We start from the raw sequence: 25,795 nt of genomic DNA on the forward strand, positions 1-25,795 counted from the left end.
GAGATTCAGAGCAGCGCCCGCCAACAAATTGATCCGGTTCGCTCGATCAGATTTGCTCTATCGAATATCTAAATCCGATGCGCTTAATCAGATGAACTCAGATGAAATTAAACCGATAAACTTGTAAACAAACTCGTCAACCGAAACTAAAGCCTCAACCGTCAGTCTAACACGGGCGCGGGGCGGAAGCGGCGATGAAAGCCCGCTGTCACGAATCCCCGCTCCTTCTCCCCGAACCCCTCATGTTTCAGGCTACTCGCCGCCGCCTTGCTCTGTGGTATACTGCCGTTACAGCCGTGCTGCTGATCGTGTTTGCCAGCGGCGTGTATCTCTATGTGCGGACGACCCTGATCGAGCGGATCGACGACACGCTGAGCCATGTGGTGGAGGTGGTGGGGCGATCGCTCGTGATTGAACCCGCCAACCCGGCCCGAGGGCTGCCGCCACGGGTCAATATCGAGGCCAGCTTTCGCGACGACTCCGACTCGGTAGAAGACGACCACATCGACCTGGAATGGTTCGACCCGGCGGGAACACTGCTCTGGTCTACGTTTTCCTCTACGCCAGAGATTCCGCTGCATCCCAACAGCAACGGCGAAACGGTTCATGTAACGGAAGATTTGCTGCTGCGACAGGTGACGCAGCGCATCGAGGCGGGCGGTCAACTGCTGGGCTATCTGCGCGTCAGCCATCCCTGGTTTGAAGTCACGAAGCCCACGCGACAGCTCATCCGCGATCTGGCGCTGGGAACGGCGCTGCTGGTGGGCACAGTGGCAGGCATCGGCTGGCTGCTGTCGGAGTTGGCGATGGCCCCGGTGCGCGAGTCTTATCAACGGCTGAAGCAGTTCACTGCCGATGCGTCGCACGAATTGCGAAACCCCATCGCTGTGATCCAGACCAACGTGCAGGTGGCGCTGGCCGATGCGGAACCTGACCCTGCGATGCAGCAGCAGCAGCTCAAAGTGATCGAGCGGCTGACGCGGCGACTGGGGCGGCTGGTGGATGATCTGTTGTTTCTGGCGCGGCAAGACAGCGGTACAAAGCTGGCCCGACGAGAGGCGATCGCCCTGCCTATGCTGCTAGAAGAGGTGCTAGAGGAACAGGAGAGCATCGCTGCCGATAAGCCCGTATCGCTGAATTTGGAAATCACTCCAGAGCTTCAGCAATTGCCTGATGCCGTGCAGATACAGGGCGATCGCGATCAGCTCATTCGCCTGTTTACGAACCTAATCGGCAACGCGATTCAGTACACGCCTGCGAACGGCAAAGTGACCGTTTCGGTGAGTCGAAATAAGCACAATCCAGCGCATGTTCAGGTTCAAGTTCGTGACACCGGGACAGGCATTCCTGCGGAATCACTGCCGTACCTGTTTGATCGCTTCTATCGCGTGGACCCCGCCCGCACCTCTGATAGCCGCAGCAAGGCCAGCGGTGGCTCTGGCCTTGGACTGGCGATCGCCAAGGTGATTACTGAAAACCACCACGGGCAGATCCAGGTAGACAGCGAACTGGGCAAGGGGACAGTATTCACGGTGACGCTGCCTGCGGGGTGAGCCAGGGTTGGCGTGTTGCGAATGAGAAGATTGGATCGCCCGTCCCTCTCAGCACCCGTACCTTTGGGCGATCGCCCCCGGATACCTTTTGGGACATCGCACACTAACCCAAGTCTGTCGCTACTCAACCTCTGCGGCTGACCCGAAAGCGGCTGGGAGTGTGCGGCTTGACCCAGATCTCGAAATAAGTTGCGCTACTTTCAACTCAAATTGAGCCGCCGCTGTTCGATTGTTCATTGCAGCTATGAGATCCTGCCAGAGACACTCGTAGGAGCTTTATAGGGTTGCATATAAAGTTTTATGTCTCAATTCAACACTTCTGGTGGAGCGGGTATTTAGAGAATTGATACTAGTCTTCTTCTTGAATCAGGGGCAGGGTTATTTGCAAGCGCGACAGGGGGCTATTTTCGGTGGGCGTATTCAGCAATTCCAGCCGTCCGCCCATTGCCTCCAGGATGGATTGAAATGCCAGCAGACTCGATCCCGGCGAAAGCTGAGCCACGGGCACATAGCCGCTGCTGCGGGTAATTTTGGGATTTTGCGACAGGGCAGCTAACTGGTCGAGGGGTTCCTGCCAGGCCTCGGCGGGGCGCGTGTCTTCCAGGATTAGCCGGGCTAGCTTGGTGGGTGCGTCAATTGCCGCCGTTAGGCGAATCGAGCCGTCGCGCATGGTGGCGATCGCCCCGCTCACCAGGCTCACCAACCCCTGCTGCAACCACTGCGGATCGGCTAGCACGTAATACGCTGGGCTGGGCGGGAGGATTTCTAGCTGCAAATTGCGGCTGCGGGCCAAAAGCTGGGTGCGATCGCCCACTGTCAGAAACGTTCCTGCAAGCTGTACAGGCTGTAGCTCCAGCTTGCGAAAGTCTTGCGAAATGCGCGAAATGGCGATCGCCTGATCCAGCAGCCCCAGCATCTTTTGGGCTGCGCCATTGGCCTGTCGCACAAACTCACGCTCCTCCTCTGGGCTATCGCATAGGTCGTTGAGAATCAACTGTTGTAGCCCGATTACGCCGTTAATGGGCGATCGCAATTCGTGAGACACCCGCGCCAGAAACCCGGCATGGAACCGCGCCTGTTCGGAAGCCAGCCAGTAGGCCATTTCCAGTTGGCGGAGGGAGCCGGAGGTCGGCGACTCCATCCCGCTAGCCTGCTCCAGTCCATCGCTTCGCAACCCCTGTGCCCTTACCAACTCCCACGCCAGCTTGGCCGCGCCTACCTCACCGGCCTGATTGCCCAGGGCAGCAGGCAACACGCGCAGTCCTTCGCGGGAACTGGGCAGCACGCGGGTTTGCAGTTCCTCCCACAGCGTCGGGTAGAAAAACTCGAAGCTGGCGCTGATGCCGCCGCTGAGAATCACCGCTTCTGGCGTGAGGACATACACCAGGCTGGCGATGCCCGCGCCGAGGTCGCGTCCGTATTCTTGCCAAAAGGCGATCGCCTCCCGATCTCCCGCCTTGGCTCTGCGGCCCAGTTCTCCTGGCTCTAGCCCCGTGCGCCGTCGAATCGCCTGCACCGAGCAATATTGCTCCAGGGAACCGCGATTGCCGCTGTTGCACTCTGGCCCCTGCGGGTTGAGCGTAATCAGCCCCAGTTCGCCGCCCGTGCCCTGCCGCCCCGAAAACAGCCTGCCATCCAGCACGATCGCCCCGCCCACGCCCGTCCCCAGCGTCAGCAAGATCACGTCGCGAAAGTTGCGCCCTGCCCCCAGCCAGCTTTCGCCCAACCCCGCACAGTTGGCATCGTTGGCCAGCACCGTCGGTTTGCCTGTCCTCGCCTCCAGCCAGTCCGCCAAGGGCACATCCTGCCAGCCGAGGTTAATCGCCACCCGCGCCACCCGACCCGCTGCGTCTGCTGGGCCTGGCGTGCCCACCCCAAGGGCGATCGCCTCGTTTTGGGGGTCAACCTGGGCGATCGCCGCCACCATCGCCTCGACCACCTGCTCTGGCTGGGGTGGTTGTGGCGTGGGCACGGTGACGGATGCAGCGCACGTTCCCTGAGCGTCATACCGACCCAGTTTGATTGCCGTGCCGCCGAGGTCGATGCCGATTACATAGGGCATAGGGACTCTACTTCCAGTTTTCTCGCCGCAGCAGGGGGTTAATAAACTCATTCAGCCCCTCGCCGACCAGAGAGAGGCCCGTGACCAATAGCGTTAGGGCGAGGCCGGGGAAGAGGGCGGGCCACCAGATGCCGGTTGGCAGTGCATCCAGAGCTTGGCGGAGATCTGCGCCCCATTCAGGGGTTTGGTCGGGCAAGCCCAGTCCCAAAAAGCCAAGTCCTCCCAGCGTCAGCGCAGCATCGGCAGCGTTGAGCGTAAACAGCACGGGCACGCTCTGGATTACGTTGGCAAAGAGGTACTTGCTCAAAACGCGCCAGGTGGACGCACCCATCGACTGCGCCGCTTCTATAAATAGCTCGGTTTTGACGCTGACGGTGTGGTTTCGCACGACGCGGTAATACTGCGGCACATAGGCAATGCTGAGGGCGATCGCCGCATTTAGCACGCCCCGCCCCACCACAAACGCCAGCGTCACCGATAGCAGCAGCCCCGGCAGCGTGTAGATTGTGTCCATCAGAAACAGCAGCACTCGGTCTAGCCAGCCGCCCAAATAGCCGCTCAGCATTCCCAACGGCACGCCCACCAGCACGCTCAGCGCCGTCGCCAGCACCACTACCTTCAGCGCCGCCTGTGCGCCATAGAGGGTGCGAGCAAAAATGTCGTAGCCCTGTCGATCGGTGCCAAACCAGTGTGCCGCCGACGGTGGTTCATGAATTGGGTTCGCCAGCGCCTCCAGCGGGTCTTGCAGCCAGCCCCAGGTGTGAAACAGCGGAGCCAGCAGCGCCGCCAGCACAAACACTGCCACGATCGCCACGCCCACCCACATCATTTGCACCGACAAACTCGGCCGCTGTGTCGTGCGTAAAAATCGGAGCGATCGCAAATTGGTAAGCGCCATGCCAAATGGGATTCCGGGAGCAAAAAAGGGAAAAAGATCGTAGCCTATTGTCGCACGTCTGAGGAAGCGTGATAGCGAGTTGGGATACTAGCGATTTTGGATGGGCGATTTTGGATTTTGGATGGGCAATTTTGGCGTGCCAGTCAAGTCTCTTGGGGGCGTTCAGGCATTTTATTCAAAGCGCTGCTCAAAGCGCGATCTAAGCGCTATCTAATCAAAGACAGGACTTACGCCCTTGCTCTGACAAACCGGACAGTAGTAAATCCGTCGTCCGCCCAGCATGTTCTTCTCGATGGGCGTTTGGCAAACCCAGCAGGGCTGTCCGTCGCGGTTGAACACATGAAAGCGATACTGGCCCCGGCTGAGGCCTTGCTGTTTGAGCTGAGCGACGCGGGCCAGGTCATTGGTGATGCCGCCTGTGGTGTAGGACTGGCGGGCGAGGGCGATCGCCGCCTCAGCCAGTCCAGTTATTTGCTCTGGGGTGCAGTCCATCGGGCGCAGGCTAGGATGCACACCCGCCACAAACAGCACCTCGCTGCGGAGATAGTTGCCCAAACCGCAGAGAAATTTCTGATCTAGCAGCAGCGACACCAGCCCGCGACGGTGAAAGCGGGGATCGAGCAATCGGGCAACGACTTGTTCAACGCTGACGGCGGAATCCAGCACGTCGGGCCCGACCTGGCTCCAGAAGGGGTGCTGTATTAGCTCGTCTTCTCGCAGCACTTCGATATCCGAGGCGCTGTAGAGCAGGGCAGATTTTTGGTTATTGTGAATTGCAAGGCGGAGTTGACGCTTCGTTTGTGGGAAATCGTAGGCTTTGCGGACGTACCAGATGCCGTAAAGCTGATTGTGGCTGTAGATATTCAACTGGCAGGCAAAGCGAATCAGCATTCCCTTGCCGCGTGTTTGCACGTTTAGAATGCGATCGCCCCTCAGTTTGTCTTCGTAGGGCTTCAGATGCTCAAAGGCAAAGAAAATATCTTGGACAGGCTCGCGAGTAATGGCACGTTCAATTTCGTCCGCAGCACGGCGGATTTCTGGGCCTTCAGGCATATTTAGAGACCAGGGATTGGAAGTTAAGAGTTAGAGATTGGGGCTTATATCGAGTGGGCGCATCCCAGTTATGCAAGCTTGCCCTCATCCCCCAGCCCCTTCTCCCGCTGTGGGAGAAGGGGAGCCGGATTGGAAGTCCCTCTCCCGCTTTGAGAGAGGGATTTAGGGTGAGGGTTACAAAAGTGGGATACACCCTATCGAGTTTCCTGAGAGTCGCGCTGGATGAAATGCCTGGGAGTTACGCAGAGGCTTGACTAGCGCTCCGAAATCGCAAATCTAAAATCGAGAATCGATACCAGGCTTGCGCTACAAAGTCACCTAAATCGCTAGACTGCATCAAATCGACATAAAAGGCTGAACAAAATCCGCCAAGTCGCCGATGAATTTATTAGAGAATTTCAAAGAAAACCAGAGTTTCTGGACGCTATTCGCCCAAAAGTCGGGCTTGAAAGTTCATAGCCTACCATCCCAGAAAAATCAGCGCAATATTCCTCAATTTTTTTCTGTTCCCAGACTCTTATCTGTTCCCAGACTCTTATCTGTTCCCAGACTTTTATTAGTAGCCTGCCAGCTTACCGCGCCGCTTGGTTTCGCGCTCGGCCAGGTGAAACAGCGTCAGCCCCAGCGCAAAGTAAATCGCACCATTTAGCAGCGCCAGCCCAAAGTTGCCGGCCTTGAGCGGCACGCCCCGCGCCATCACATCGCGCATCAGCCCCGCACCCGGAGCCATCGGCAGCAGCAGCCCCAGCAGCCGCATTGGCCCTGACCAAGTTTCCGACGGCACCGCCAGCAAAAACAGCAGCGCAAACTGAAAGATTCCCAAAAGCTGCTGCACCTGCTTTAGCAACAGCGACAGCGACCCCATCGCAAAGGCCAGCCCGTAGGCTCCTAGCAGCACCGTGGCAAAGGCAGGCAGCACCGCAGGCGGAAAGGACAGCCGCGTTCCCGTGAGCAGGGAAATTACGCCGAGAATGCAGGCAATCAGCGTCAGTTGAATCGTTAGGCTGGCTAGCGCCCGCGTCAGGAAGAGCCGGGGCGGGCTGTAGGGCGATAGAAATAGCTGCTCTAGCGTGCCCGTCTGTGCCTCGCGCTGCAAGTTGCCCGCCACGTCGCTCATGATGAACAGCGCCAGCGTCCACAGCACGTAGCCAATCACCACGGCATCAAGGCGATCGCCAAATTGCAAGTTTGGCCCGGCAATATACCGCGCACTCAGAAACAGCCCGTAGAAGACGACGGTGGTAATGACGATTCCGGCGATCGCCTCGGTGGAGTATCGCAGCAGTTGAATCCAGCTTCGGCGCAGTTCCGCCAGAAAGAGTTCGAGCATTGGAAGCGTTGGAAGATCGGGGTATCGAAGTATCGAGGGTGAAGGGGGATTGGCATCTCCCAGCATTGCCTGATTCCATCATCCCGCTATTTTCCCGATTCGCAACTCATTCCCCCAGACCGCCCTCTTCCTTCTGCACCACTGGCATCACCAGCATCTTATCCACCCGATTGCCGTCCATATCCATCACCTCAAACCGCAGGTTGTGCCAGTTGAAATAATCGGCGGCGGCGGGAATCCGGCCAAGCTGCATGATTACAAAGCCTCCCAGCGTTTGATAGTTGCCTCGGTCTTCATCCGGCAGTTCGTCAAGGTCGAACAGCTCCTTGAGCCTGTCGATGGGCAACATGCCGTCTAGCAGCCAGGAGCCGTCCTCGCGCTGCACGATGGCGGCTTCAAACCCGTGGTCTGCCATCGGCACATCGCCAATGATGACTTCCATCACGTCATTCAGCGTGACAATGCCCTGCACCACGCCGTATTCGTCCACGATGATGGCCAGGTGGGTGCTGGACTGTTTGAACAACTCCAGCACCTTCAGCGCGGGGCTGGATTCGGGCACAAAGAGCGGCTGCCGCAGGTTGCCCGCCAGGTCAAAGGGCTGGTTGGACAGGCTGCGGGAAAGCAGATCGGTGACGTGAGCCACACCCAGTACGTTGTCTAGCGTTTCCTGACAAACCAAATAGCGGCTATGTCCATTTTCAATGATTTTTTGGCGGTTAATGTGTTCAGGATCGTTGAGATCCAGCCAGACAATTTCCAAGCGCGGAGTCATCAGGCCGCTAACGCGCTGGTCGCCTAGGTGAAACACTCGCTCCACCATGTCTTGCTCGGCTGCATCAAACATGCCGGCCTCTGCGCCTTGGCGTACCATCACCTTAATTTCTTCTTCCGTCACCAGGGGTTCATCAGAAGACTGATTTACACCCACCAGTTTCAGGATGCCTTCAGTGGAAGCGCTCAACAAATGCACCAGCGGATAGGCCAGAGACGAGAGGCAGCGCATGGGGCGAGAGACTGCCCTGGCGATTTTTTCGGGGCTGCTGAGGGCGATGCGCTTGGGCACCAGTTCGCCAATAATCAGCGAGAGGTAGGTGATCGTTAGGACGACGACGCTAAGGGCGATCGCCCTGCTGTAGGGTTCAAGCGCGGCCACCTGGGCGATCGCCCCTGCTAGCGTATTTGCAATCGTCGCCCCGCCAAACGCGCCCGCCAGAATGCCGATGAGCGTAATGCCAACCTGCACCGTTGAGAGAAACCGATTGGGAGAAGTCGCCAGTTCTATCGCGGCCTGGGCTTTTTTGTCGCCTCGTTCGGCCATCTCCTGAAGACGGATTTTGCGGGCAGACACAATAGCCATCTCCGACATCGCAAAGATGCCATTTGCCAAAATCAGCAGCAGCACGATTAAAACTTCAACAGCAACGGAAGGCATTGGTGGCAGTATCCGGCAGCGACCAGCGTCCGGCAAAAGGGGATAGACAGCGTTTTTGGAAGTTATGTTTGGAAGCTACGAAGACGCGATGTGCAACTTCCAAGCTGCCCTCCTCCCCCAACCCCTTTTCCCAAACCGGGAGCAGGGGAGCAAGAAAGGCTTGGAGTCCCTCTCCTGCTCTGGGAGAGAGCTTGAAGCCTTCGGTATACCAGAAAAGGGGGAGGGGAATCAGCAACGTTGCACATTGCGTTTAGATATTGCGTTTAGATATTGCGTTTAGATATTGCGTTTAGAAGTCAAGGCAAGCTTGCAAGCGCTTGCAGGCTTAGTTTTGCCAGCCAGGTTTTGCCAGCCAGGTTTTGCCAGCCAGGTTTTGCCAGCCAGGTTTCGCCAGTCAGGTTTCGCCAGCCAAATTCGCAAGCGCATCTCGCAAACTTATAGACGAAGGTAGCACCTCGGCTAGGGTGAAATTGTAGGATCAGCAGATTTTCTCGCAAGCGGCCAGGGGAGCGGCGACGGATTTGACCTGACCTCTGGAACCGATTTCCTGAATCTTGGGCCCTGACCCATCTCTCCGGAAGCGGTTTCCCAAATCCTGAATCTCTGGCAGCGCTTTACAATGGTCAACAGTCTTTGCTCAATCCTTTGCTCAATCACCGCCTCCCGAAACCCCAACTGATATGGCGTTTTCGTCAATTTGTCGCGTCATGGGGCGATCGCCCCTCACGTCCGAACTGCTCACCAAGCTGAACCAGCAGCGCCGCCTCATTCTCAATGGCATCGCCCGCCTGCCCAAGGGACTGGTCGCCTCTACCTTGGCCCAGGTGGCCCAGCGCCCGCTGCTGGTGATTGCCGCCACGCTGGAGGAAGCCGGCCGCTGGACGGCCCAACTGGAGGCGATGGGCTGGAACACGGTGCATTTTTACCCCACGTCGGAAGCGTCGCCCTACGAACCCTTTGACCCCGAATCGGAAATGACCTGGGGGCAGTTGCAGGTGTTGGCAGATCTGGCGCGGGTCGAGTCGTTGCCCCAGCCGTCTCAGCTTGCGATTGTGTCCACCGAGCGATCGCTCCAGCCGCACCTGCCGCCCGTGGAGACGTTTCGCCAGTTTTGCATCACGCTGACCCAGGGCTTGGAAATTGACCTGAAATCCCTCAGCCGCCAACTGGCGCTGCTGGGCTACGAAAAAGTAGCGATGGTGGAAACGGAGGGGCAGTGGAGCCAGCGGGGAGACATTATCGACGTGTTTCCGGTGGCGGCGGAGTTGCCCGTGCGCCTGGAGCTATTTGGCGATGAGCTAGAGAAGATCCGCGAGTTTGACCCCGCCAGCCAGCGATCGCTCGACAATGTGCCCCAGTTGGTGCTGACGGCAACGGATTTTGCGCCGATGGTGTTGTTGGGATTGGGGGCCAGCGGTCAGGGCGATTTGGCAGAAAGTTTGGAGCTTCTTAAGCCGTACCTATCCCCGGAAGAGGCAGAGCGGCTGGCGGAAAGCAGGCGGCTGGAAGGGGCGCGGCGGTTTTTGGGGCTGGCGTTTGAGCGGCCCGCGTCGCTGCTGGATTATTTGCCAGAGAATACCCTGGTCGCCATTGATGAAGTGGAGCAGTGTCAGGCGCATGGCGATCGCTGGTTTGACCATGCGGACGACCACTGGCGCGAGATATCCAAGGGGCAGGGGCCAGCGGGCGACGGCGTGGCCGCGCAATCTCCCCCGGCTCCAACCCTCCCCAAGACCCACCGACCGTTTACGGAGTCCCTTGCGGCGTGCGATCGCTTCCTCTGTCTACACCTTTCCGAACTGGCGGAGGAGGGCAGCGGGCTGAACCTGTCGAGCCGCCCGGTTCCCGCCGTGCCGCACCAGTTTGGGCGCTTGGCAGAGACGATTCGCCAGGAGCGCGATCGCCAGTTTGGGATCTGGCTGATTTCGGCGCAGCCGTCGCGGTCGGTGGCGCTGTTGCAAGAACACGACTGTCCGGCACAGTTCATCCCCAACCCCCACGACTATCCGGCCATCGATCGGCTCCAGGCAAACCGCGTGCCGACAGCGGTGAAGTATTCCGGTCTGGCAGAGCTAGAGGGCTTCATTCTGCCAACGTTCCGCATCGTCGTCATCACCGACCGCGAGTTTTTTGGGCAGCACACCCTGGCCACGCCCAGCTACGTCCGCAAGCGTCGCCGCGCCGCCTCCAAACAAGTTGACCCGAACAAGCTGCAACCGGGTGATTACGTCGTCCACAAAAACCACGGCATTGGCCAGTTCATCAAGCTGGAAAGCCTGACGCTGGACAACGAAACCCGCGAATATCTGGTGCTGAAATATGCCGACGGGCTGCTGCGGGTGGCGGCGGATCAGGTGAATGCGCTGTCGCGGTTTCGCGGCGTGGGCGAGGGCAAACCCGAACTCAGCAAAATGACGGGCAAAGCCTGGGAACGCACCAAGCAAAAGGTTCGCAAGGCGATTAAGAAAGTCGCCTTTGACCTGCTGCAACTCTACGCCCAGCGGGCCCAGCAGCAGGGCCACGCCTACCCGCCGGATACGCCCTGGCAGGAGGAAATGGAAGACTCGTTCCCCTACCAGCCCACGACCGACCAGCTCAAGGCGATTCAGGACGTGAAGCGGGATATGGAGGGCGATCGCCCGATGGATCGGCTGGTCTGCGGCGATGTGGGCTTCGGCAAAACGGAAGTCGCCATCCGCGCCATCTTCAAGGCGATCACCGCTGGGAAACAGGTCGCCCTGCTCGCGCCGACGACGATTTTGACGCAGCAGCATTACCACACCCTGAAGGAGCGCTTTGCCCCATACCCGATTCAGGTCGGTCTGCTGAACCGTTTTCGTACCAATGCCGAAAAGCAGGACATCCTGAAGCGCCTCGCCTCTGGGGAACTGGATGTGGTGGTGGGGACGCACCAGCTTTTGGGTAAGGGCGTGCAGTTCAAAGACTTGGGGCTGCTGGTGGTAGACGAAGAGCAGCGCTTTGGCGTGAACCAGAAGGAAAAAATCAAAACCCTGAAAACCCAGGTAGACGTGCTGACCCTCAGCGCCACGCCGATTCCCCGGACGCTTTACATGGCGCTGTCGGGCGTGCGCGAAATGAGCCTGATTACCACGCCGCCGCCCTCCCGCCGCCCCATCAAGACGCACCTGTCGCCCTACGACCCAGAGATGGTGCGGACGGCAATTCGGCAGGAACTCGATCGCGGTGGGCAGGTGTTTTACGTGGTGCCACGGGTGGAGGGCATTGAGGAAACCGCCGCCAAGATTCGGGAAATGGTGCCGGGGGTGCGGATGGCGATCGCCCACGGGCAGATGCAGGAAGGCGAACTGGAAGCCACCATGCTCACCTTCAACAACGGCGAGGCGGATATCCTCGTCTGCACCACCATTATCGAATCGGGGCTGGACATCCCCCGTGTGAATACGATTCTGATCGAAGACGCGCAGAAGTTCGGTCTGTCCCAGCTTTACCAACTCCGGGGACGGGTCGGCCGCGCGGGCATCCAGGCCCATGCGTGGCTATTTTACCCAAAACAAAGCCAGCTTACGGAAACCGCCCGTCAGCGGCTGCGTGCCATTCAGGAATTTACCCAGCTTGGCTCTGGCTATCAGTTGGCCATGCGCGACATGGAGATTCGCGGCGTGGGCAATCTGCTGGGGGCAGAGCAGTCGGGGCAGATGGACGCGATCGGCTTTGACCTGTATATGGAAATGCTGGAGGAAGCCATCAAGGAAATTCGCGGGCAGGAAATTCCCCAGGTGGACGACACCCAGATCGACCTACGCCTCACTGCCTTCATCCCCGCCGACTATATCCCCGACCTGGATCAAAAGATGAGCGCTTATCGCGCCGTCGCCGCTGCCCAGACCAAGCAGGAATTGACCGAGATTGCGGTGGATTGGAGCGATCGCTATGGCCCCATTCCCCCCGCCGCGCTGCAACTGTTCCGCGTGGTGGAGCTAAAGCAGATTGCCAAGAAACTGGGCTTCTCGCGCATCAAGCCCGACGGCAAGCAGCACATCCTGCTAGAAACGCCAATGGAAGAACCCGCCTGGAACCTGCTGAAGGACAAGCTGCCCAGCCACCTGCAACCCCGCTTTGTCTACACCCCCGGCAAAGTCACTGTGCGCGGACTGGGGGCCCTCAGCGCCGATCTCCAGCTAGAGAACCTGATCGACTGGCTCAGCCGGATGCAGGGGGCCTTGCTAGAGCCGAGCTTGGTTTAGCAAGAAGTCACTGCTGGCGGTGCTGCGATCCAAAAGCCCCGTTGAAATGACAGCTAGTGCAGCGGATGAGTGTCGTAATTCTGTCGTGATTTTATGGTTTAAGTCACGCTGAAAGACACGTAAAAGTTCAATAAACGGAACGCTTTCAGGAATCCAGTCATGAATTCAATAGACCTCCTGCATGAATCAGGAAGCGTGTGCCAGTTCGTAGTTGAGTAGTCCTGCAATCAAGTTCGAGCGCAAGCCAAAGCGTCGTCTCCGGTTGCAATAGCGCCCTGAAAAGATGCGAAAGATCTTGAAGCGACGAATCACATGCTCTACTCTCACCCGCAGTCTCGCTAATGCCCGATTGTGTTGCTTCTCGTCCTCGGCTAACGGTTGGTTGCGTGGTTTTTGGGTGGGCGTACAAGCTCCAGTATGACGCTTGGCAAATCCCTGATACCCGCGGTCAGCTAAACATAACTGCGACGATACCAAGGGTAGGCGACTTCGTTTGAGCAGCTTGAAGTCATGCGTCTTGCCTTGGTCGATTGCAGTCGCAATCACCTGCCCGTTCTCAAAATCCACCAATAGCTGAGCCTTCAGGGTATGGCACTTCTGCTTGCCACTGTAGTAACGTTTCTGTTTTTTTTGGACTATTTTTAGCTTCAACAATCAGCACCCAAAGCAGCGGCTCAGCGTTGTTTTTGTGAACTGCCAAAAGGTCTGGTCGACCTGCGATTTGGATCTCTTCATCCTCCGTTTGAATGAGCGCAATGCTTTCTTCTAGGCGAAGTTTAATGGGCGGGCGATAGTAGCCAGCGAGCCTCAGCAGTGGAAGCACCGTGAGCGCCTCCACCATGCCTTCCGATACCTTACCTTCCACCAGGTATGCATCAAAATCATTGCGAATTTGCCGCAGTTCCTCCTGTTCTCTAGGTGTAATAGGTTCCAGCACCAGAAATGGCTCGAAGGAAGGGGCATAGCGTCGCTGAAACCCAAGACGCTCGTGAACATCTGCAATGGAGAGTTGCTTGGCCTGAAAAATGGTCATGGTTTTGTGGAATAGATAAAAGAACTGCCGGGATATGGTGGCGTATCCCGGCAGCGAGGAAACTGCTACTGCTCTGCACCTTCGATCGGAGCGAAGCCCTGGCGCTGGATATTCTCGCTGATGTGGCGCGGCTCTAGGAATTGCAGCAGGTAGTCTGGGCCGCCTGCCTTGGAGCCAACGCCAGAGAGCTTGAAGCCGCCGAAGGGCTGCCGCGCTACGATCGCCCCCGTGATGTGGCGATTGATGTACAAGTTGCCGACCTCGAACTCGGCTTTGGCGCGATCGAGGTGGGAGGGCGTGCGCGAGTAGATGCCGCCCGTCAGCGCGTAGAGCGTGCCGTTAGCAATGTCCATCGCTTCATCAAACGTCGTCGCCTTGATCACCGCCAGCACCGGGCCAAAGATTTCCTCCTGGGCAATCTTGGCGTTGGGCGGAACGTTGGTAAAGATCGTCGGGCCGACGAAATAGCCATTATCGGGCGCGGGCATTTCCAGCGCCAGGGTTGCTTCTTCCTTCCCCTTTTCAATGTAGGCTTTGATGCGGTTTTGGGCCTGCGCGTCGATCACGGGGCCAACCTTGGTATCGGGCGACTCGGCGATACCAACGTGCAGCGATTTTGTCGCCTCGATCAGCCGATTGACGAACGTGTCGTAGATGGGTTCCAGCACGATGACGCGAGAGCAGGCGGAACACTTCTGACCGCTATAGCCGAACGCAGAATAGACCACGCCCTGCACAGCCTGATCCAGGTCAGCGCTTTCGTCTACGATAATCGCATTCTTGCCGCCCATTTCGGCCACCACGCGCTTGAGATGGCGCTGGCCCGGTTGCAGGATAGCGGCTTCTGCGTAAATGCGACAGCCCACTTCCTGGGAACCCGTGAAGGTAATCATGTGAACATCGGGATGTTTGACCAAGTGTGCGCCCACGGTGGAACCTTTGCTGGGAATGTATTGGAACACGCCAGCGGGAACGCCTGCCTCAATCAAAATTTCCGCTAGCTTAGCGGCAATCACAGACGATGTTTCCGCAGGCTTGAGCAATGTGCAGTTGCCCGCGACAAGGGAGGCAACCGTCATGCCCGTGGGAATGGCCAGCGGAAAGTTCCACGGCGAGATGATCAGCGAAATGCCGCGTGGCTGGTAGTGGTAGCGGTTGGTTTCGCCTACTACGTCGAAGTTTACGCCCGCATCCAACCGTTCCATCTCCTTGGCATAGTAGCGGCAAAAGTCGATCGCCTCCGACACTTCTGGATCTGCCTGGCCCAGCACCTTTCCCGTTTCCAGCACCATCCAGGCGCAGAGTTCGGCGCGACGCTGTTCCATCAGATCTGCCGCACGGCGCAGAATGGCGGCGCGTTCCTTTGCAGGCGTATTCTTCCAGGCGGGGAAGGCGGCCTTGGCAGCGGCGATCGCCCCCTCTGCTTGGTCAATGCTCAGCAGCCCCACCTTGCCCACCACTTCCGACGGATTCGACGGGTTCACCGACTCGATCACCTCCAGCGTATTCACCCGCTGCCCATTCACCAGCGGCAGATAGGTTTGCCCCAACTGCTGACGCACGGTTTGGATAGCAGCGAGAGCGCGATCGCGCTTTTCGGCAATCGAAAAGTCCGTATCTGGGGCGTTGGCGAAGGCGTGGGAGGCGGGTGGGCGGCTGGGCTGATGCGCCTCCTGTCCCCATTGATCTCGCATCTGCGGAATGGCTAATAGTTCCTCCACCGGGCGCTCCTCCAGGTTTTGGCGCAGGAAGGAGGTGTTGGCGGTATTTTCCAGCAGGCGGCGAATGAGGTAGGCCATGCCGGGAATCAGGTCGCCGTAGGGACAATAGACCCGGACGCGATGCCCCTGGTTCACCATTGCCTTGGCCAGCTTGTCGCCCATACCGTAAAGCACCTGAAACTCGATGCGGCGGCGGGGGATGTTGAGTTCTTGGGCGATCGCCATTGCATGGGCCTGCGATCGCACGTTGTGGCTACCAATCGCGGCGTAGAGATATTCGTGATTTTCCAGCAGCAGGCGCGTCAGTTTCTCGAAGTTGGCATCGGTCGATTCCTTATGCTGAAACACGGGCACATCCCACCCGTGCTGGGCGGCTTTGATGGTTTCCTGATCCCAATAGGCCCCTTTCACCAGGCGGATAGTGATTGGCGTGCCGCGTTCTTTCGCCCACTCGATCAGCCCCTTCAGGTCGGCTTCGGTGTCCTTCAGGTAGGCCTGGAGCGTCACGCCGATGTCGCTGCGGCTGCGAAACTCCTCCTCCATCAAAATTTGCTTGAGGATGGAAATCGTCAGGTCTTTGTAGGCGTATTGCTCCATGTCGAAATGGACGGCAGCACCGAGTTCCTTTGCGCGGCGCAGCAGGATACGAGCGCGATCGCTCACCTGTTCCTGGCTGCCCTTTGCGTCCAGCGGGTCAAACTGCGAATAAAACGCCGTCAGCTTCACCGACACCTGCACCTTCGGCAGGGGTTCGCCATCGGCTTCGTCAATTTGCGGAATCGTTGGCCAGGACTGGGATGCCGCCGTCAGTTCCGTCATCAGTTCCAGGTAGCGATCGAGGTACGATTGCGCTTCGACCTCCGTGATTACCGCCTCGCCCAGCAGATCCACGGTAAAGCACATTTTTTCTTTGCGAAGCTGCTCCAGGGTTTTAATCACCTGTTTAATGGTTTCGCCAGAAATGTACTTGTGGGCGAGGGTTTCAACGGCGGTGGAAACGGTTGTCGCGGCCACCTGGCCAGGCATCGAATCGGGGCTGGCGAAGTTCAGCATTCCCTTCAGCGCGGCGGGCAGTTCCACATTTTCCTTGCTGAGATATTCCTGGAGATGGCGGGCAATTTCGGGTTTGCTTTGCAGGGCGGGCAGCGCGTCGATGAAGTGAAACAACTGCACCCGCAGCCCTGGGTTGCCCATCGTCCAGCCCAGCAGTTTTTCGCTCATGTTCATCTGGTCGCGCATCTGGGCAAAAAAGGAGCGGTTTTCCCGCGTGGCGCTGAGCAGTTGGCGGGCGATCGCCTGGGTCTTGGGTTCGTATTGGGTTTGGGCAATATTGCTTACCACAGGTAAACACTCCTAATAAGTTTGGTGTGAAGGCGGTGTGCAGTTTTAAGAACACCCTCATCCCCCAGCCCCTTCTTCCAAGCGGGGAGGAGGGGAGCCGTCCGGCTCGGAAGTCCCTCTCCCGCTCTGGGAGAAAGATTTAGGGTGAGGGCAGACTGGAAAAGCTGCACATCAAGGATTTGGGATTTGAGCGGGGGCTTGACGGGCTTTTACTCTTTCCATTGTCTGATCTGGGGATCAAACCGGGGGAGGGCCTTAAATTAAGGTAACGACTTTGGGGCAGGACGAACGCGAACAGAGCCAGAATGCCTGTTGATTTTGTTAGGTAATCTTCAAAAGCACTGGAAAAAAACTGGGGGCGATCGCCCTTCCCTCTACCCCACCTGCCCTTATGGTGAGACTAGGGTGCATCGTAGCCAAGCGCACAATTTTTCCTATTTGCAACCTCCTAACCTGACGATCAGCAGGTTTCTTTCAATCCCAGGGTTCGGCAAACCGGAGGTACGTTTTGGAACAGCACTATCCCGTCATTGTGGTGGGGGGCGGCCAGGCTGGATTATCCATGAGCTATTGCCTGAAGCAGCGGAGCATCGCCCATCTCGTCTTTGAAAAGCACAAAATCGGCCATTCCTGGCGGGAATATCGCTGGGATTCGTTTTGCCTGGTCACGCCCAACTGGCAATGTCAGCTACCGGGGTTTCCCTACGCGGGTGATGACCCCAACGGCTTCATGGTCAAAGACGAGATTGTGCAATACATCGAAGCCTACGCCGCCGCGTTTGATCCGCCTGTACTGGAAGGCATCGAGGTGCGCCACCTGCGAAAAGAGGGCGATCGCTTCTTCCTCAGCACCACCCACGGCGACTACACCGCCGATCAGGTCGTTGTGGCCACGGGGGGATATCATCGACCCAACATTCCGGCGATCGCCCAGCAACTCCCTGCCTCGATTCAACAACTGCACTCGTCGCAATATCGCAACCCAGAGCAACTGCCCGACGGCGCGGTGCTGGTGGTGGGCACGGGCCAGTCTGGCTGCCAGATTGCCGAAGACCTGCACCTAGCAGGGCGGCAGGTACACCTCTGCGTGGGCGGTGCGCCGCGATCGCCCCGTCGCTATCGTGGCAAAGACGTGGTGGACTGGCTGCACGAAATGGGCTACTACGATCTGCCCGTGGATCAGCATCCGCAAAAAGAAGCCGTGCGCCACAAAGCCAACCACTACGTGACCGGGCGCGATGGCGGCCGCGAAATCGACCTGCGCCAGTTTGCCCTGGAGGGAATGCGGCTACACGGGCGGCTCAAGCAGGTGGGCGATCGCGAAGCGTTTCCGCAGGAAAATCGCCTGCTCTATTTCTGGGACGACCTCAAGCAAAACCTGGATCATGCCGATGAAGTTGCCGAAAGCATCAAGAAAACCATCGACGGCTACATTGAGAAAAACGGCATCGACGCGCCCGTTGATCCGCCCTTTCGCCCCGTCTGGGAACCCAGCGATGAACCGCTGACCCTCGATCTGGAAGCCGCAAACATCACGTCCGTCATCTGGTGTACGGGCTACCTCTCCGACTTTAGGTGGATCGAGATTCCCATCTTCGACGGCAAGGGCTATCCGGGGCACGAGCGGGGCATCGTCCTAGGGGCGCGGGGGCTGTATTTTCTGGGGTTGCCGTGGCTCTACACCTGGGGTTCGGGGCGCTTTTCCGGCATAGCCCGCGATGCCCAATATCTGGCAGAACACATTCTCTCCCGCTACAAGATGACGCAAGCCAGTCCCCCCAGCTATATGAACGTGGCCGCCTTTGGCTCATAAGCTCTTAAATTCTTGCAGGATTGACGCACTTGCGATAAACCCTTTGGGTTTTGGATAATTTCTCGCGGGCTGCGCCCGCGAGAAATTATCCCTCTACGTAAGTCCTATTCTTGAATAGATTCAGGAGCGGGAGGACGCTCTGCGTTCCTGTTTACCTGTCTAAGTATCTGTCTAACTCACCTGTCTAAATCGATAGGTGCTGGCAAAAAAGGGAATAAAGCCTGTCAGAAAAATTTTATGTGCTACCTGTATGGATAGTCCTGGATGCTTTGTATGAAGAGATACAAACTGCTCTTGCCGAAACCTCGTAACGTTTCAAGTCAAGTGCCCGGTTGTTTTCGCAAGGCTCTGAGTCCATTGCTCAATCGTGGGGCGATCGCCATTGGGTTCCTGTGCATCCGGCGAGTACGGATTCTTCATGGTTTTTCCTTCATCGTTTTTCTGCGCTGCAACGGTTCACTCCACTGCGTCCCAGGCTTTACCTAAGCATCACATGAGCATCATATGAGCATTTGAGGATTGTAGATTGCGTCACACCCCTCTCCCACACATCTCAAGTTGTGCCGCACACTAGCACCGTCAGCCATTGTCAGGCTTTCACGTCAAGCTTTCACGTCAAGCTTTCACCGTTTTCAGTCTTTCACCGTTTTCTAAGGAGGAGCGTATGCCCGAAGTGACAACACCTGCCCATCAGCCGGGGGACTATTTTGTTGATTTTGAGGAAAAAGTATTTCCCGATGTCAAAGCTGATCCGGGGGAGAAAGCGCTCATCACCTTCCACACGGTCGCCTTTGAAGGCTCGATTGGCTTGGTAAACCTGCTGCAAGCGCTGCGGCTATTGCGGAAAGGGTTTGAAACCTCTGTGCTGCTCTATGGGCCGGGCGTGACGCTGGGCATCCAGCGCGGCTTTCCCAAGATTGGCGATGAAGCGTTTCCCGGTCATCAAAATTTCAACAACCAGCTCAGCAAGTTTATGGCCGAAGGCGGTAAAGTCTACGCCTGCCGCTTTGCTCTCCAAGCGCTCTACGGACACGGCGAGCCGTCGCTGATTCCCGGCATTCGCCCCATCAGCCCGCTCGACGTGCTGGACTTGATCTTGCTGCACCGCAAGGATGGCGCGTTTATTCTGGACACCTGGACGCTCTAGGCTTCGGGAGGATTCAGGATCGGAGGTTAGGGGCTGGGTCGGATTGGGTAACTTAAGGTCGCCTGCTGTCTAACGCCTGACCTCTAAGCTTCCGCAGGCTTCTTCAAGCTTTCTGGTTCCCTCTTCTCAAAGGGGGGCAAGCGGGAACCAGATTGGCTGCTTTGGGGCGATCGCCCTCAAGGCGGCGTTTCATCTTCCGGCAGCTTCCGGCTGTGGATGGGTGAGGGGGGCGATCGCCTGGATGCTCCCAGTTTTTCGCGGGCGATTCCTTGCCTGGAGTCCTTGCCTGGAGTTTGAGTTTGCACCCACACCGTCCGCAGCAGGGTTTGCCGATCGGTTTCAGAAGCGGCGCAGAGCATTGCCTGGTTGCGCCAAGTTTTCATGTGGCACGTTCCGTGGCGCTGGTTGAGTATTGTGCAGCGCTCCTGCCTTCTTGCAGCAATTAAACGAGGTGAACAGTGATGGATTATTCCCGCACGGTTCGAGCGGCAGCGGTTCAAATCAGTCCGGTTTTATTCAGTCGGGAAGGCACAACAGAGAAGGTGTTGCAGGCGATCGCCCAGGCCGCTCAGGCGGGGGCCCAACTGGTTGTCTTTCCTGAAACCTTCGTTCCGTATTACCCCTACTTTTCCTTTGTGCAGCCGCCCGTGCTGATGGGCAAGGAACACATGCGGCTATACGAAGAGGCAGTCCTCGTGCCCGGCCCCGTCACGGATGCCGTTAGCCGGGCTGCCCGCTCCTACGGCATCGTGGTGGTGCTGGGGGTCAACGAGCGCGACGGCGGTTCGCTGTACAACACGCAGTTGGTGTTTGATGCAGACGGAACCTTGCTGCTGAAGCGGCGCAAGATTACGCCGACCTATCACGAGCGGATGGTGTGGGGGCAGGGCGACGGCGCAGGGCTGACGGTGCTGGAGACGGCAGTGGGTCGCCTGGGGGCGCTGGCCTGCTGGGAGCATTACAATCCCCTGGCGCGATACGCTCTGATGGCGCAGCACGAGCAGATCCACTGTGCCCAGTTTCCTGGCTCGATGGTGGGGCAAATCTTTGCTGACCAGATGGAGGTCACGATTCGCCACCATGCGCTGGAGGCGGGCTGCTTTGTGGTGAACGCAACGGGCTGGCTGTTGCCGGAGCAAATCGCCCAAATCACGCCCGACGAAAAGCTACAAAAGGTGCTGACGGGCGGCTGCTACACGGCAATTATCAGTCCCGAAGGCGTACCGCTGTGCCCGCCAATTACCGAAGGCGAAGGAATGGCGATCGCCGATTTAGACTTCTCCCTCATCACCAAGCGCAAGCGAATGATGGACTCGGTGGGCCATTATGCTCGCCCCGACCTGCTGCAACTCCATCTCAACGCCAGCGCTTGGTCAGTCATGCAGGATAATCACGGCGCATCGGCGCTGCCCGATCCGCTGTCTGCCGAGGCTGGCTCTTTCACGACGAACCATAGGATTCATGAACAAACAGCAGTTGATTACGGCGCTTCAGTCTCAGGGGCTGAAGCTGGTTGAAGACCGCGTGGGGGCATCGGGGCGCAGAGGCGGCGCGGGCCCGTCGGATCATAAGGCGGTGACCGTGGACGGCACGACCGTAATGGTGCCTGTGTTTACGGACACGGCGGCGCGATCGCCCTTCTCTGTGTCTCTGGACGACCCCGCCGATTTGCCCCTGCTGCGCGTGGATGGCGAGGCGATCGCCCCGCTGCATTTTCCCCAACAGCCCAAGTTTTATGGGCTATCCACCGCCGACGGCATTCCCTACTGGAAAATTGCCCTGCTGCACAGTCACGACGTGCTGGCGACGACGGTGCTGCAAACCTGTCGCCGCTATCGAGACGACTCCACCGTTTGCCAGTTTTGCGCCATTGAAAAGTCGCTAGAGGCTGGCCGCACCATCGCCCGCAAAACGCCCGCCCAGCTTGCCGAAGTGGCCGAAGCGGCCGTGCGCCTAGACGGCGTGCGTCACATGGTGATGACAACGGGCACACCCAACACGGACGATCGCGGCGCGGCGTACCTGGCGGAGTGTGCGCGGGCGGTAAAGCAGCGGGTGGATTTGCCGATTCAAGCCCAGTGCGAACCGCCAGACGACTTTGCCTGGTTTGCCAAGCTGCACGCAGCGGGCGTAGACAGCCTGGGAATGCACCTGGAGGCGATTACGCCGGAGGTTCGCGCCCGCATTATGCCCGGAAAAGCAGACGTGCCCGTGGACTATTACTTCCGGGCGTTTGAAGCGGCGATTCAGGTGTTTGGTCGAGGGCAGGTCAGCACCTATCTGCTGGCAGGACTGGGCGACACCGTAGAAGCGTTGGTGCAGGGGTGCGATCGCCTCATCCAGCTTGGCGTATATCCGTTCGTTGTGCCGTTTGTGCCGATTACCGGAACGCCGCTGGCCCAACATCCTGCACCCAGCAGCGAATTCATGATGGCGGTCTATCAGCAGGTCGGCGCACTGCTGCGGCAAGCCGGATTGTCCTCCCGCGACATGAAGGCCGGATGTGGAAAGTGTGGCGCTTGCTCAGCACTGTCCACCTTCGAGTAACCCCCTGTTCACCGTCGAGTAACCCCCTTCGAGTAAACAGCACTCACACATCACATTCACACATCAAACGACACCCAAAATCCAAAATCCAAACCCCAAAATCACATCCCCAGGAACGCAGTATGGACGGTAATCGATATCACTTTGAACTGGCGCGATCGCCCCAGGAAGTGAACGAATATTTCAACCTGCGCCGCATGATCTTTTGCACAGAGCAGGGCTTGTTTCAAGATAGCGACGTAGATAGCATTGACGATATCGCCTATCCCATCATTGCGATTGAAAATGCAACAGACCAAGTCGTCGGCATTGTCCGCATCTATGAACCCGAACCGGGGCTGTGGTATGGCGGGCGGCTGGGCACACATCCCGACTATCGGCGCGGCTGGCAGATTGGCAAAGGGCTGATTTACAAAGCAGTCACCACCGCCCACACTTGGGGCTGCCAACGGTTTTTGGCAACGGTGCAACTGCAAAACGTGCGCTTCTTTCAGCGGTTGCACTGGCAAACTCTGGAGGAACTGACCCTGTGCGATCGCCCCCACCATCTCATGGAGGCTGATTTGCACCATTACCCGGCCGGAACCGAGGTGCGGCCTGCAATGCCCTACAATCTCTACAGCACGGTGCAGTACGAGCGGGCGAGCTAGGCACGTGAGCGAAGCAGGGCAGTTTCCAACAGGACAGTTTCAAACGCGAGTGAAAAAGCTGAGAGAATCCCTGGGCATTTTGCACAAGCAAGACATCCAGGCGATCGCCCATTCGTTTCGTCTGGATGCGCCCCGTATTCTCCTGGGTGACGACTGCGCCGCGATTCCCGATGGCGACGGCTATCTGCTGCTGGCGGCGGAGGGCATGATGCCGGTTTTCGTGGAAAACGACCCCTGGTTTGCGGGCTGGTCTGCGGTTATGGTAAACGTCAGCGATGTGTACTCAATGGGCGGCCGCCCGATTGCCGTGGTAGACACGCTCTGGAGCCAGTCTGCCGAGCGCAGCCAGCCGCTGATCGACGGCATGAAGGCGGCCGCCGCCGCGTATCAGGTTCCCATCGTCGGCGGACACACCAACTGCCACAGTGTTTACAACGCCCTTGGCGTGGCGATTTTGGGGCGATCGCGCGTCCTGCTGACCAGCTTTTCGGCAACACCAGGCGATCGCCTCTTGATGGTCGTGGATCAGCGCGGCAAAGCCCATCCCCGCTATCCCTTCTGGAACGCCAGCACCGATGCCGACCCTGCCCGCCTCCGCGCCGATCTGGAACTGTTGCCCCAGCTTGCCGAAGCGGGCCTCTGCGACACGGCCAAAGACATCAGCAACGGCGGCGTGATCGGCACTGCGCTAATGCTGCTGGAAACCTCCGGCTGCGGCGCGGCAATCGACCTGGATGCCATTGTGCCGCCCCGTAACATTGCGCTGGACTGGTGGCTGACGTGCTTTCCTAGCTACGGATTCTTACTCAGCGTGCGGCCGGAGCGAGTCGAAACCGTGCAGCGACAGTTTGGCGATCGCCATCTAGCGTGTCAAATTATTGGCGAAATTCAGCCCACAACGCAACTCGTTCTGCGTTCTCAGGGAGAATCCGTCACGTTCTGGGATTTTGCCCAGCAGCCCCTCACCGGATTCTCGCCCCCATGATTCACCCCAATCGCCCCCTGCGAATTGCCCTGTTCACCTATTCCACTCGCCCCAGAGGCAGCGTTATCCACACGCTGGAACTGGCAGAGGCGCTGCATCAGCAGGGGCATATCGTCTGTGTCTACGCGCTGGATAAAGAGGGTCAAGGGTTTGGTCGAAACCTATCCTGTTCCTATCATCTGATTCCTGCTCTGTCCGTGCAGGGAGGCGTGGATGACTTAATTCGCCAGCGCATTCAAGAAGTTGTGACTTTTTTGGACAATGACCCTCTTCAAGATGGTTCGCATGACATCTATCATGCCCAGGACTGTATCACTGCAAATGCGCTCATTCTCCTGCGAGATCAGGGCAAGATTCCCTCCGTCGTGCGAACCGTTCACCATGTCGAGGCATACAACAGTCCATACCTGCGGGAATGTCAGGATCGCTCCATTGACCGTCCCGATCTGTGTCTCTGCGTCAGCCAGCATTGGCAGCAAGCGGTTCAGCAGCAGTATCAGATCCGTCCCGATCGCGTGATCAATGGCGTGAAGGGCGATCGCTTTTCTCCCGTTTCCACGGTTCGCCAAGCCCAGATCAAGCAAACCTTTGGGCTACACGGCTCCCCTATCTACCTAACCGTCGGCGGCATCGAACCCCGCAAGAATTCTATTCTCTTACTCAAGGCCTTTGCTCAGGTTTTATCTGATCAGCCCCACGCGCAACTCGTGATTGCGGGCGGTGCGACGCTGTTTGACTATCAGTCCTATCGAGATGAGTTCTTTGCGCGGGTACAGGCGTTGGAAATCGAAATTGGGCGATCGCTCGTCTTGCCCGGTGTGGTTTCAGATGCAGACCTACCCGCCCTCTACCGCAGCGCCGATGCGTTTGTGTTTCCTTCCACCAAAGAAGGCTGGGGTTTAGTCGTGCTGGAGGCGATCGCCACTGGGCTGCCCGTTCTCACGGCAAACCGTCCGCCCTTTACCGAATTTCTCACCACTGGACAGGCGGTGCTGGTTGACCCTGAGGATGTGGGGGCGATCGCCCAGGGGATGCTAGAACTCAGCCAACCCGCCGTTGCCCAGCGCCTCGTCCGGGCCAGTCAGCCCATTCTCCAGCACTATACCTGGGAGCGCTCTGCTCACCTGCATGTGGCGGCTTATCGCAAGCTGCTCCGGGCAAAGCCATAAGCTGACAACGCCATCAGCTCAGGATCGCCGTTTTCGGGAACGAGTCGTGCGTTGTTTCGATTTCCTAGATTTTGGTGTCTTGGGCAAAAACGCCCGCCAGCCCTGCGTCTTAAACCGCTTGCTGCTGGACACGAAATAGTCGGCGGCGTAGTGGCTCAGCGCTCCCAACTCCAGCCCGCCGCAAAACGCCAGCCAGGCCCAGGCGTGTGTTTGGAGCGATCGCCCCATCACGCCACCAATGTCGCCCCACGTCCAGCCAAGCTGCCAGATTTGATTCAGCAGCGCCAGTCCGAAAAAGCTGGCCGCCCCTACCCATGCCAGTAGATACAGAATCCGCACCACGGTTCCAGTGATGGGCGCGTGCGAGAGGGGCGAGCGATGCTTTAGGCTGCCCCGGTAGGGAATCCAAATCCACCGAAACCAGCCCCACCGCTTGAACTGTACCGAGTGAATATCCAAATCGGGCCCAAACAGCAGCCCGCCTGCCAAAAAACCCGCACACAAAATCAGCGTCAGGCTGCTGCTGCGCGTCAGCCCCAGCGCCAGCCCGCCCACCACAGGCAGGGTCCAGAGGGTAATGCGATCGTGTGTACGGCCCGACGGCATGGCGTTTGCCAGAATTGCAGAACAGAAATACTGTTATGAATCCTAGCAGGTGTTGCGAATTCTGCTATAATCGATTCTCGTGGTCGATGAAGCAATGCTGCATCGCAGTGCTTTCGTCGGGCGGTTAGCTCAGTTGGTAGAGCGCCTGCCTTACAAGCAGGATGTCACTGGTTCGAGTCCAGTACCGCCCATATTGGTTTTAGTGCTTGCTGGTTTTGGTACTTGC

19 protein-coding genes, 1 tRNA gene and 1 pseudogene are annotated in these 25,795 nt (G+C 58.1%); 10 read left to right on the forward strand and 11 right to left on the reverse strand.

Annotation, left to right across the window (positions count from 1 at the left end; translation table 11 throughout):
* Positions 1-242 precede the first annotated feature (242 nt).
* The gene (locus HNI00_RS21490; RefSeq protein WP_316789355.1) at positions 243-1,553 is read left to right on the forward strand and encodes a sensor histidine kinase; all 1,311 of its coding nucleotides are present in this window, start codon (positions 243-245) and stop codon (positions 1,551-1,553) included.
* Between the two features lie 349 nt (positions 1,554-1,902).
* Here HNI00_RS21490 and HNI00_RS22255 read toward each other — a convergent pair whose 3' ends face one another.
* The 6 genes and pseudogenes from HNI00_RS22255 to HNI00_RS21515 form a co-directional block, all read right to left on the reverse strand.
* Positions 1,903-2,694: a sensor histidine kinase gene (locus HNI00_RS22255; protein ID WP_420156413.1), complete on the reverse strand. Its 792-nt coding sequence runs from the start codon at positions 2,692-2,694 to the stop codon at positions 1,903-1,905.
* A gap of 45 nt (positions 2,695-2,739) precedes the next feature.
* Positions 2,740-3,615: pseudogene (locus tag HNI00_RS22260) on the reverse strand (ROK family protein); the annotation flags it as partial.
* Positions 3,616-3,622: 7 nt separating this feature from the next.
* Complete coding sequence (locus HNI00_RS21500) at positions 3,623-4,513, reverse strand: ABC transporter permease (RefSeq protein WP_172358016.1); 891 nt, start codon at positions 4,511-4,513, stop codon at positions 3,623-3,625.
* A gap of 210 nt (positions 4,514-4,723) precedes the next feature.
* On the reverse strand, positions 4,724-5,566 hold the full coding sequence (nei, locus tag HNI00_RS21505; RefSeq protein ID WP_316789359.1) for an endonuclease VIII: 843 nt from the start codon (positions 5,564-5,566) through the stop codon (positions 4,724-4,726).
* A 556-nt stretch (positions 5,567-6,122) separates the two neighbouring features.
* The gene (locus tag HNI00_RS21510; protein ID WP_316789361.1) at positions 6,123-6,896 is read right to left on the reverse strand and encodes an ABC transporter permease; all 774 of its coding nucleotides are present in this window, start codon (positions 6,894-6,896) and stop codon (positions 6,123-6,125) included.
* A gap of 106 nt (positions 6,897-7,002) precedes the next feature.
* Positions 7,003-8,331, reverse strand: a complete 1,329-nt coding sequence (locus HNI00_RS21515; protein WP_316789363.1) for a hemolysin family protein — start codon at positions 8,329-8,331, stop codon at positions 7,003-7,005.
* 680 nt (positions 8,332-9,011) lie between these two features.
* Here HNI00_RS21515 and mfd point away from each other — a divergent pair.
* Positions 9,012-12,557 carry a transcription-repair coupling factor gene (mfd, locus tag HNI00_RS21520; RefSeq protein ID WP_316789365.1) on the forward strand — a complete coding sequence of 1,182 codons (3,546 nt, stop codon included), beginning with the start codon at positions 9,012-9,014 and terminating at the stop codon, positions 12,555-12,557.
* A 186-nt stretch (positions 12,558-12,743) separates the two neighbouring features.
* Here the strand turns inward: mfd and HNI00_RS22265 are convergent, their stop codons facing one another.
* The 3 genes from HNI00_RS22265 to pruA form a co-directional block, all read right to left on the reverse strand.
* Entirely contained in the window at positions 12,744-13,211 is a 468-nt protein-coding gene (locus tag HNI00_RS22265) for a transposase (RefSeq protein ID WP_420156235.1), read from the reverse strand.
* Positions 13,114-13,590 (reverse strand): hypothetical protein, encoded by a 477-nt coding sequence (locus HNI00_RS21525; RefSeq protein ID WP_316789367.1) that lies wholly within the window; start codon positions 13,588-13,590, stop codon positions 13,114-13,116. Before HNI00_RS21525 ends, HNI00_RS22265 begins: the two co-directional genes overlap by 98 nt.
* Positions 13,591-13,655: 65 nt before the next feature.
* Complete coding sequence (gene pruA, locus HNI00_RS21530; RefSeq protein ID WP_316789369.1) at positions 13,656-16,652, reverse strand: L-glutamate gamma-semialdehyde dehydrogenase; 2,997 nt, start codon at positions 16,650-16,652, stop codon at positions 13,656-13,658.
* 508 nt (positions 16,653-17,160) lie between these two features.
* Here pruA and HNI00_RS21535 point away from each other — a divergent pair.
* On the forward strand, positions 17,161-18,465 hold the full coding sequence (locus tag HNI00_RS21535; RefSeq protein ID WP_316789371.1) for an MSMEG_0569 family flavin-dependent oxidoreductase: 1,305 nt from the start codon (positions 17,161-17,163) through the stop codon (positions 18,463-18,465).
* A 664-nt stretch (positions 18,466-19,129) separates the two neighbouring features.
* Positions 19,130-19,612 (forward strand): MSMEG_0572/Sll0783 family nitrogen starvation response protein, encoded by a 483-nt coding sequence (locus HNI00_RS21540; protein ID WP_172354494.1) that lies wholly within the window; start codon positions 19,130-19,132, stop codon positions 19,610-19,612.
* Between the two features lie 176 nt (positions 19,613-19,788).
* Here HNI00_RS21540 and HNI00_RS21545 read toward each other — a convergent pair whose 3' ends face one another.
* The gene (locus tag HNI00_RS21545) at positions 19,789-19,995 is read right to left on the reverse strand and encodes a hypothetical protein (RefSeq protein WP_316789374.1); all 207 of its coding nucleotides are present in this window, start codon (positions 19,993-19,995) and stop codon (positions 19,789-19,791) included.
* Positions 19,996-20,073: 78 nt separating this feature from the next.
* Here HNI00_RS21545 and HNI00_RS21550 point away from each other — a divergent pair, with 78 nt between their 5' ends.
* From HNI00_RS21550 to HNI00_RS21570, 5 genes are all read left to right on the forward strand, one after another.
* Positions 20,074-21,129: a Nit6803 family nitrilase gene (locus HNI00_RS21550; protein WP_316789376.1), complete on the forward strand. Its 1,056-nt coding sequence runs from the start codon at positions 20,074-20,076 to the stop codon at positions 21,127-21,129.
* Positions 21,074-22,159 (forward strand): MSMEG_0568 family radical SAM protein, encoded by a 1,086-nt coding sequence (locus tag HNI00_RS21555; RefSeq protein WP_316789378.1) that lies wholly within the window; start codon positions 21,074-21,076, stop codon positions 22,157-22,159. Before HNI00_RS21550 ends, HNI00_RS21555 begins: the two co-directional genes overlap by 56 nt.
* 122 nt (positions 22,160-22,281) lie before the next feature.
* On the forward strand, positions 22,282-22,809 hold the full coding sequence (locus tag HNI00_RS21560) for an MSMEG_0567/Sll0786 family nitrogen starvation N-acetyltransferase (protein ID WP_316789380.1): 528 nt from the start codon (positions 22,282-22,284) through the stop codon (positions 22,807-22,809).
* A gap of 4 nt (positions 22,810-22,813) precedes the next feature.
* Positions 22,814-23,794: a sll0787 family AIR synthase-like protein gene (locus HNI00_RS21565; protein WP_316789382.1), complete on the forward strand. Its 981-nt coding sequence runs from the start codon at positions 22,814-22,816 to the stop codon at positions 23,792-23,794.
* The gene (locus HNI00_RS21570) at positions 23,791-24,963 is read left to right on the forward strand and encodes an MSMEG_0565 family glycosyltransferase (protein ID WP_316789384.1); all 1,173 of its coding nucleotides are present in this window, start codon (positions 23,791-23,793) and stop codon (positions 24,961-24,963) included. The genes HNI00_RS21565 and HNI00_RS21570 overlap by 4 nt, the downstream gene beginning before the upstream one ends.
* 18 nt (positions 24,964-24,981) lie before the next feature.
* On the opposite strand, the gene HNI00_RS21575 is transcribed toward HNI00_RS21570, so the two are convergent.
* A complete protein-coding gene (locus HNI00_RS21575; RefSeq protein WP_316789386.1) occupies positions 24,982-25,569 on the reverse strand; it encodes a metal-binding protein in 588 nt (195 codons plus the stop codon).
* A gap of 118 nt (positions 25,570-25,687) precedes the next feature.
* On the opposite strand from HNI00_RS21575, the gene HNI00_RS21580 reads away from it, so the two are divergent.
* Positions 25,688-25,760: transfer RNA gene (locus HNI00_RS21580), tRNA-Val, on the forward strand.
* Positions 25,761-25,795: the final 35 nt, after the last annotated feature.

It is taken from the genome of Thermoleptolyngbya oregonensis NK1-22 (genome assembly GCF_032705245.1).
GTDB classification, from domain to species: Bacteria; Cyanobacteriota; Cyanobacteriia; order Elainellales; family Elainellaceae; genus Thermoleptolyngbya; species Thermoleptolyngbya sichuanensis.

Coding starts and splice junctions, on each gene's coding strand:
- HNI00_RS21490 (WP_316789355.1), top strand. CDS start 243: ATGTTTCAGGCTACTCGCCGCCGCCTTGCTCTGTGGTATACTGCCGTT.
- HNI00_RS22255 (WP_420156413.1), bottom strand. CDS start 2,694: ATGGAGTCGCCGACCTCCGGCTCCCTCCGCCAACTGGAAATGGCCTAC.
- HNI00_RS21500 (WP_172358016.1), bottom strand. CDS start 4,513: ATGGCGCTTACCAATTTGCGATCGCTCCGATTTTTACGCACGACACAG.
- nei (WP_316789359.1), bottom strand. CDS start 5,566: ATGCCTGAAGGCCCAGAAATCCGCCGTGCTGCGGACGAAATTGAACGT.
- HNI00_RS21510 (WP_316789361.1), bottom strand. CDS start 6,896: ATGCTCGAACTCTTTCTGGCGGAACTGCGCCGAAGCTGGATTCAACTG.
- HNI00_RS21515 (WP_316789363.1), bottom strand. CDS start 8,331: ATGCCTTCCGTTGCTGTTGAAGTTTTAATCGTGCTGCTGCTGATTTTG.
- mfd (WP_316789365.1), top strand. CDS start 9,012: ATGGCGTTTTCGTCAATTTGTCGCGTCATGGGGCGATCGCCCCTCACG.
- HNI00_RS21525 (WP_316789367.1), bottom strand. CDS start 13,590: ATGACCATTTTTCAGGCCAAGCAACTCTCCATTGCAGATGTTCACGAG.
- HNI00_RS21540 (WP_172354494.1), top strand. CDS start 19,130: ATGCCCGAAGTGACAACACCTGCCCATCAGCCGGGGGACTATTTTGTT.
- HNI00_RS21545 (WP_316789374.1), bottom strand. CDS start 19,995: ATGAAAACTTGGCGCAACCAGGCAATGCTCTGCGCCGCTTCTGAAACC.
- HNI00_RS21550 (WP_316789376.1), top strand. CDS start 20,074: ATGGATTATTCCCGCACGGTTCGAGCGGCAGCGGTTCAAATCAGTCCG.
- HNI00_RS21555 (WP_316789378.1), top strand. CDS start 21,074: ATGAACAAACAGCAGTTGATTACGGCGCTTCAGTCTCAGGGGCTGAAG.
- HNI00_RS21560 (WP_316789380.1), top strand. CDS start 22,282: ATGGACGGTAATCGATATCACTTTGAACTGGCGCGATCGCCCCAGGAA.
- HNI00_RS21570 (WP_316789384.1), top strand. CDS start 23,791: ATGATTCACCCCAATCGCCCCCTGCGAATTGCCCTGTTCACCTATTCC.
- HNI00_RS21575 (WP_316789386.1), bottom strand. CDS start 25,569: ATGCCGTCGGGCCGTACACACGATCGCATTACCCTCTGGACCCTGCCT.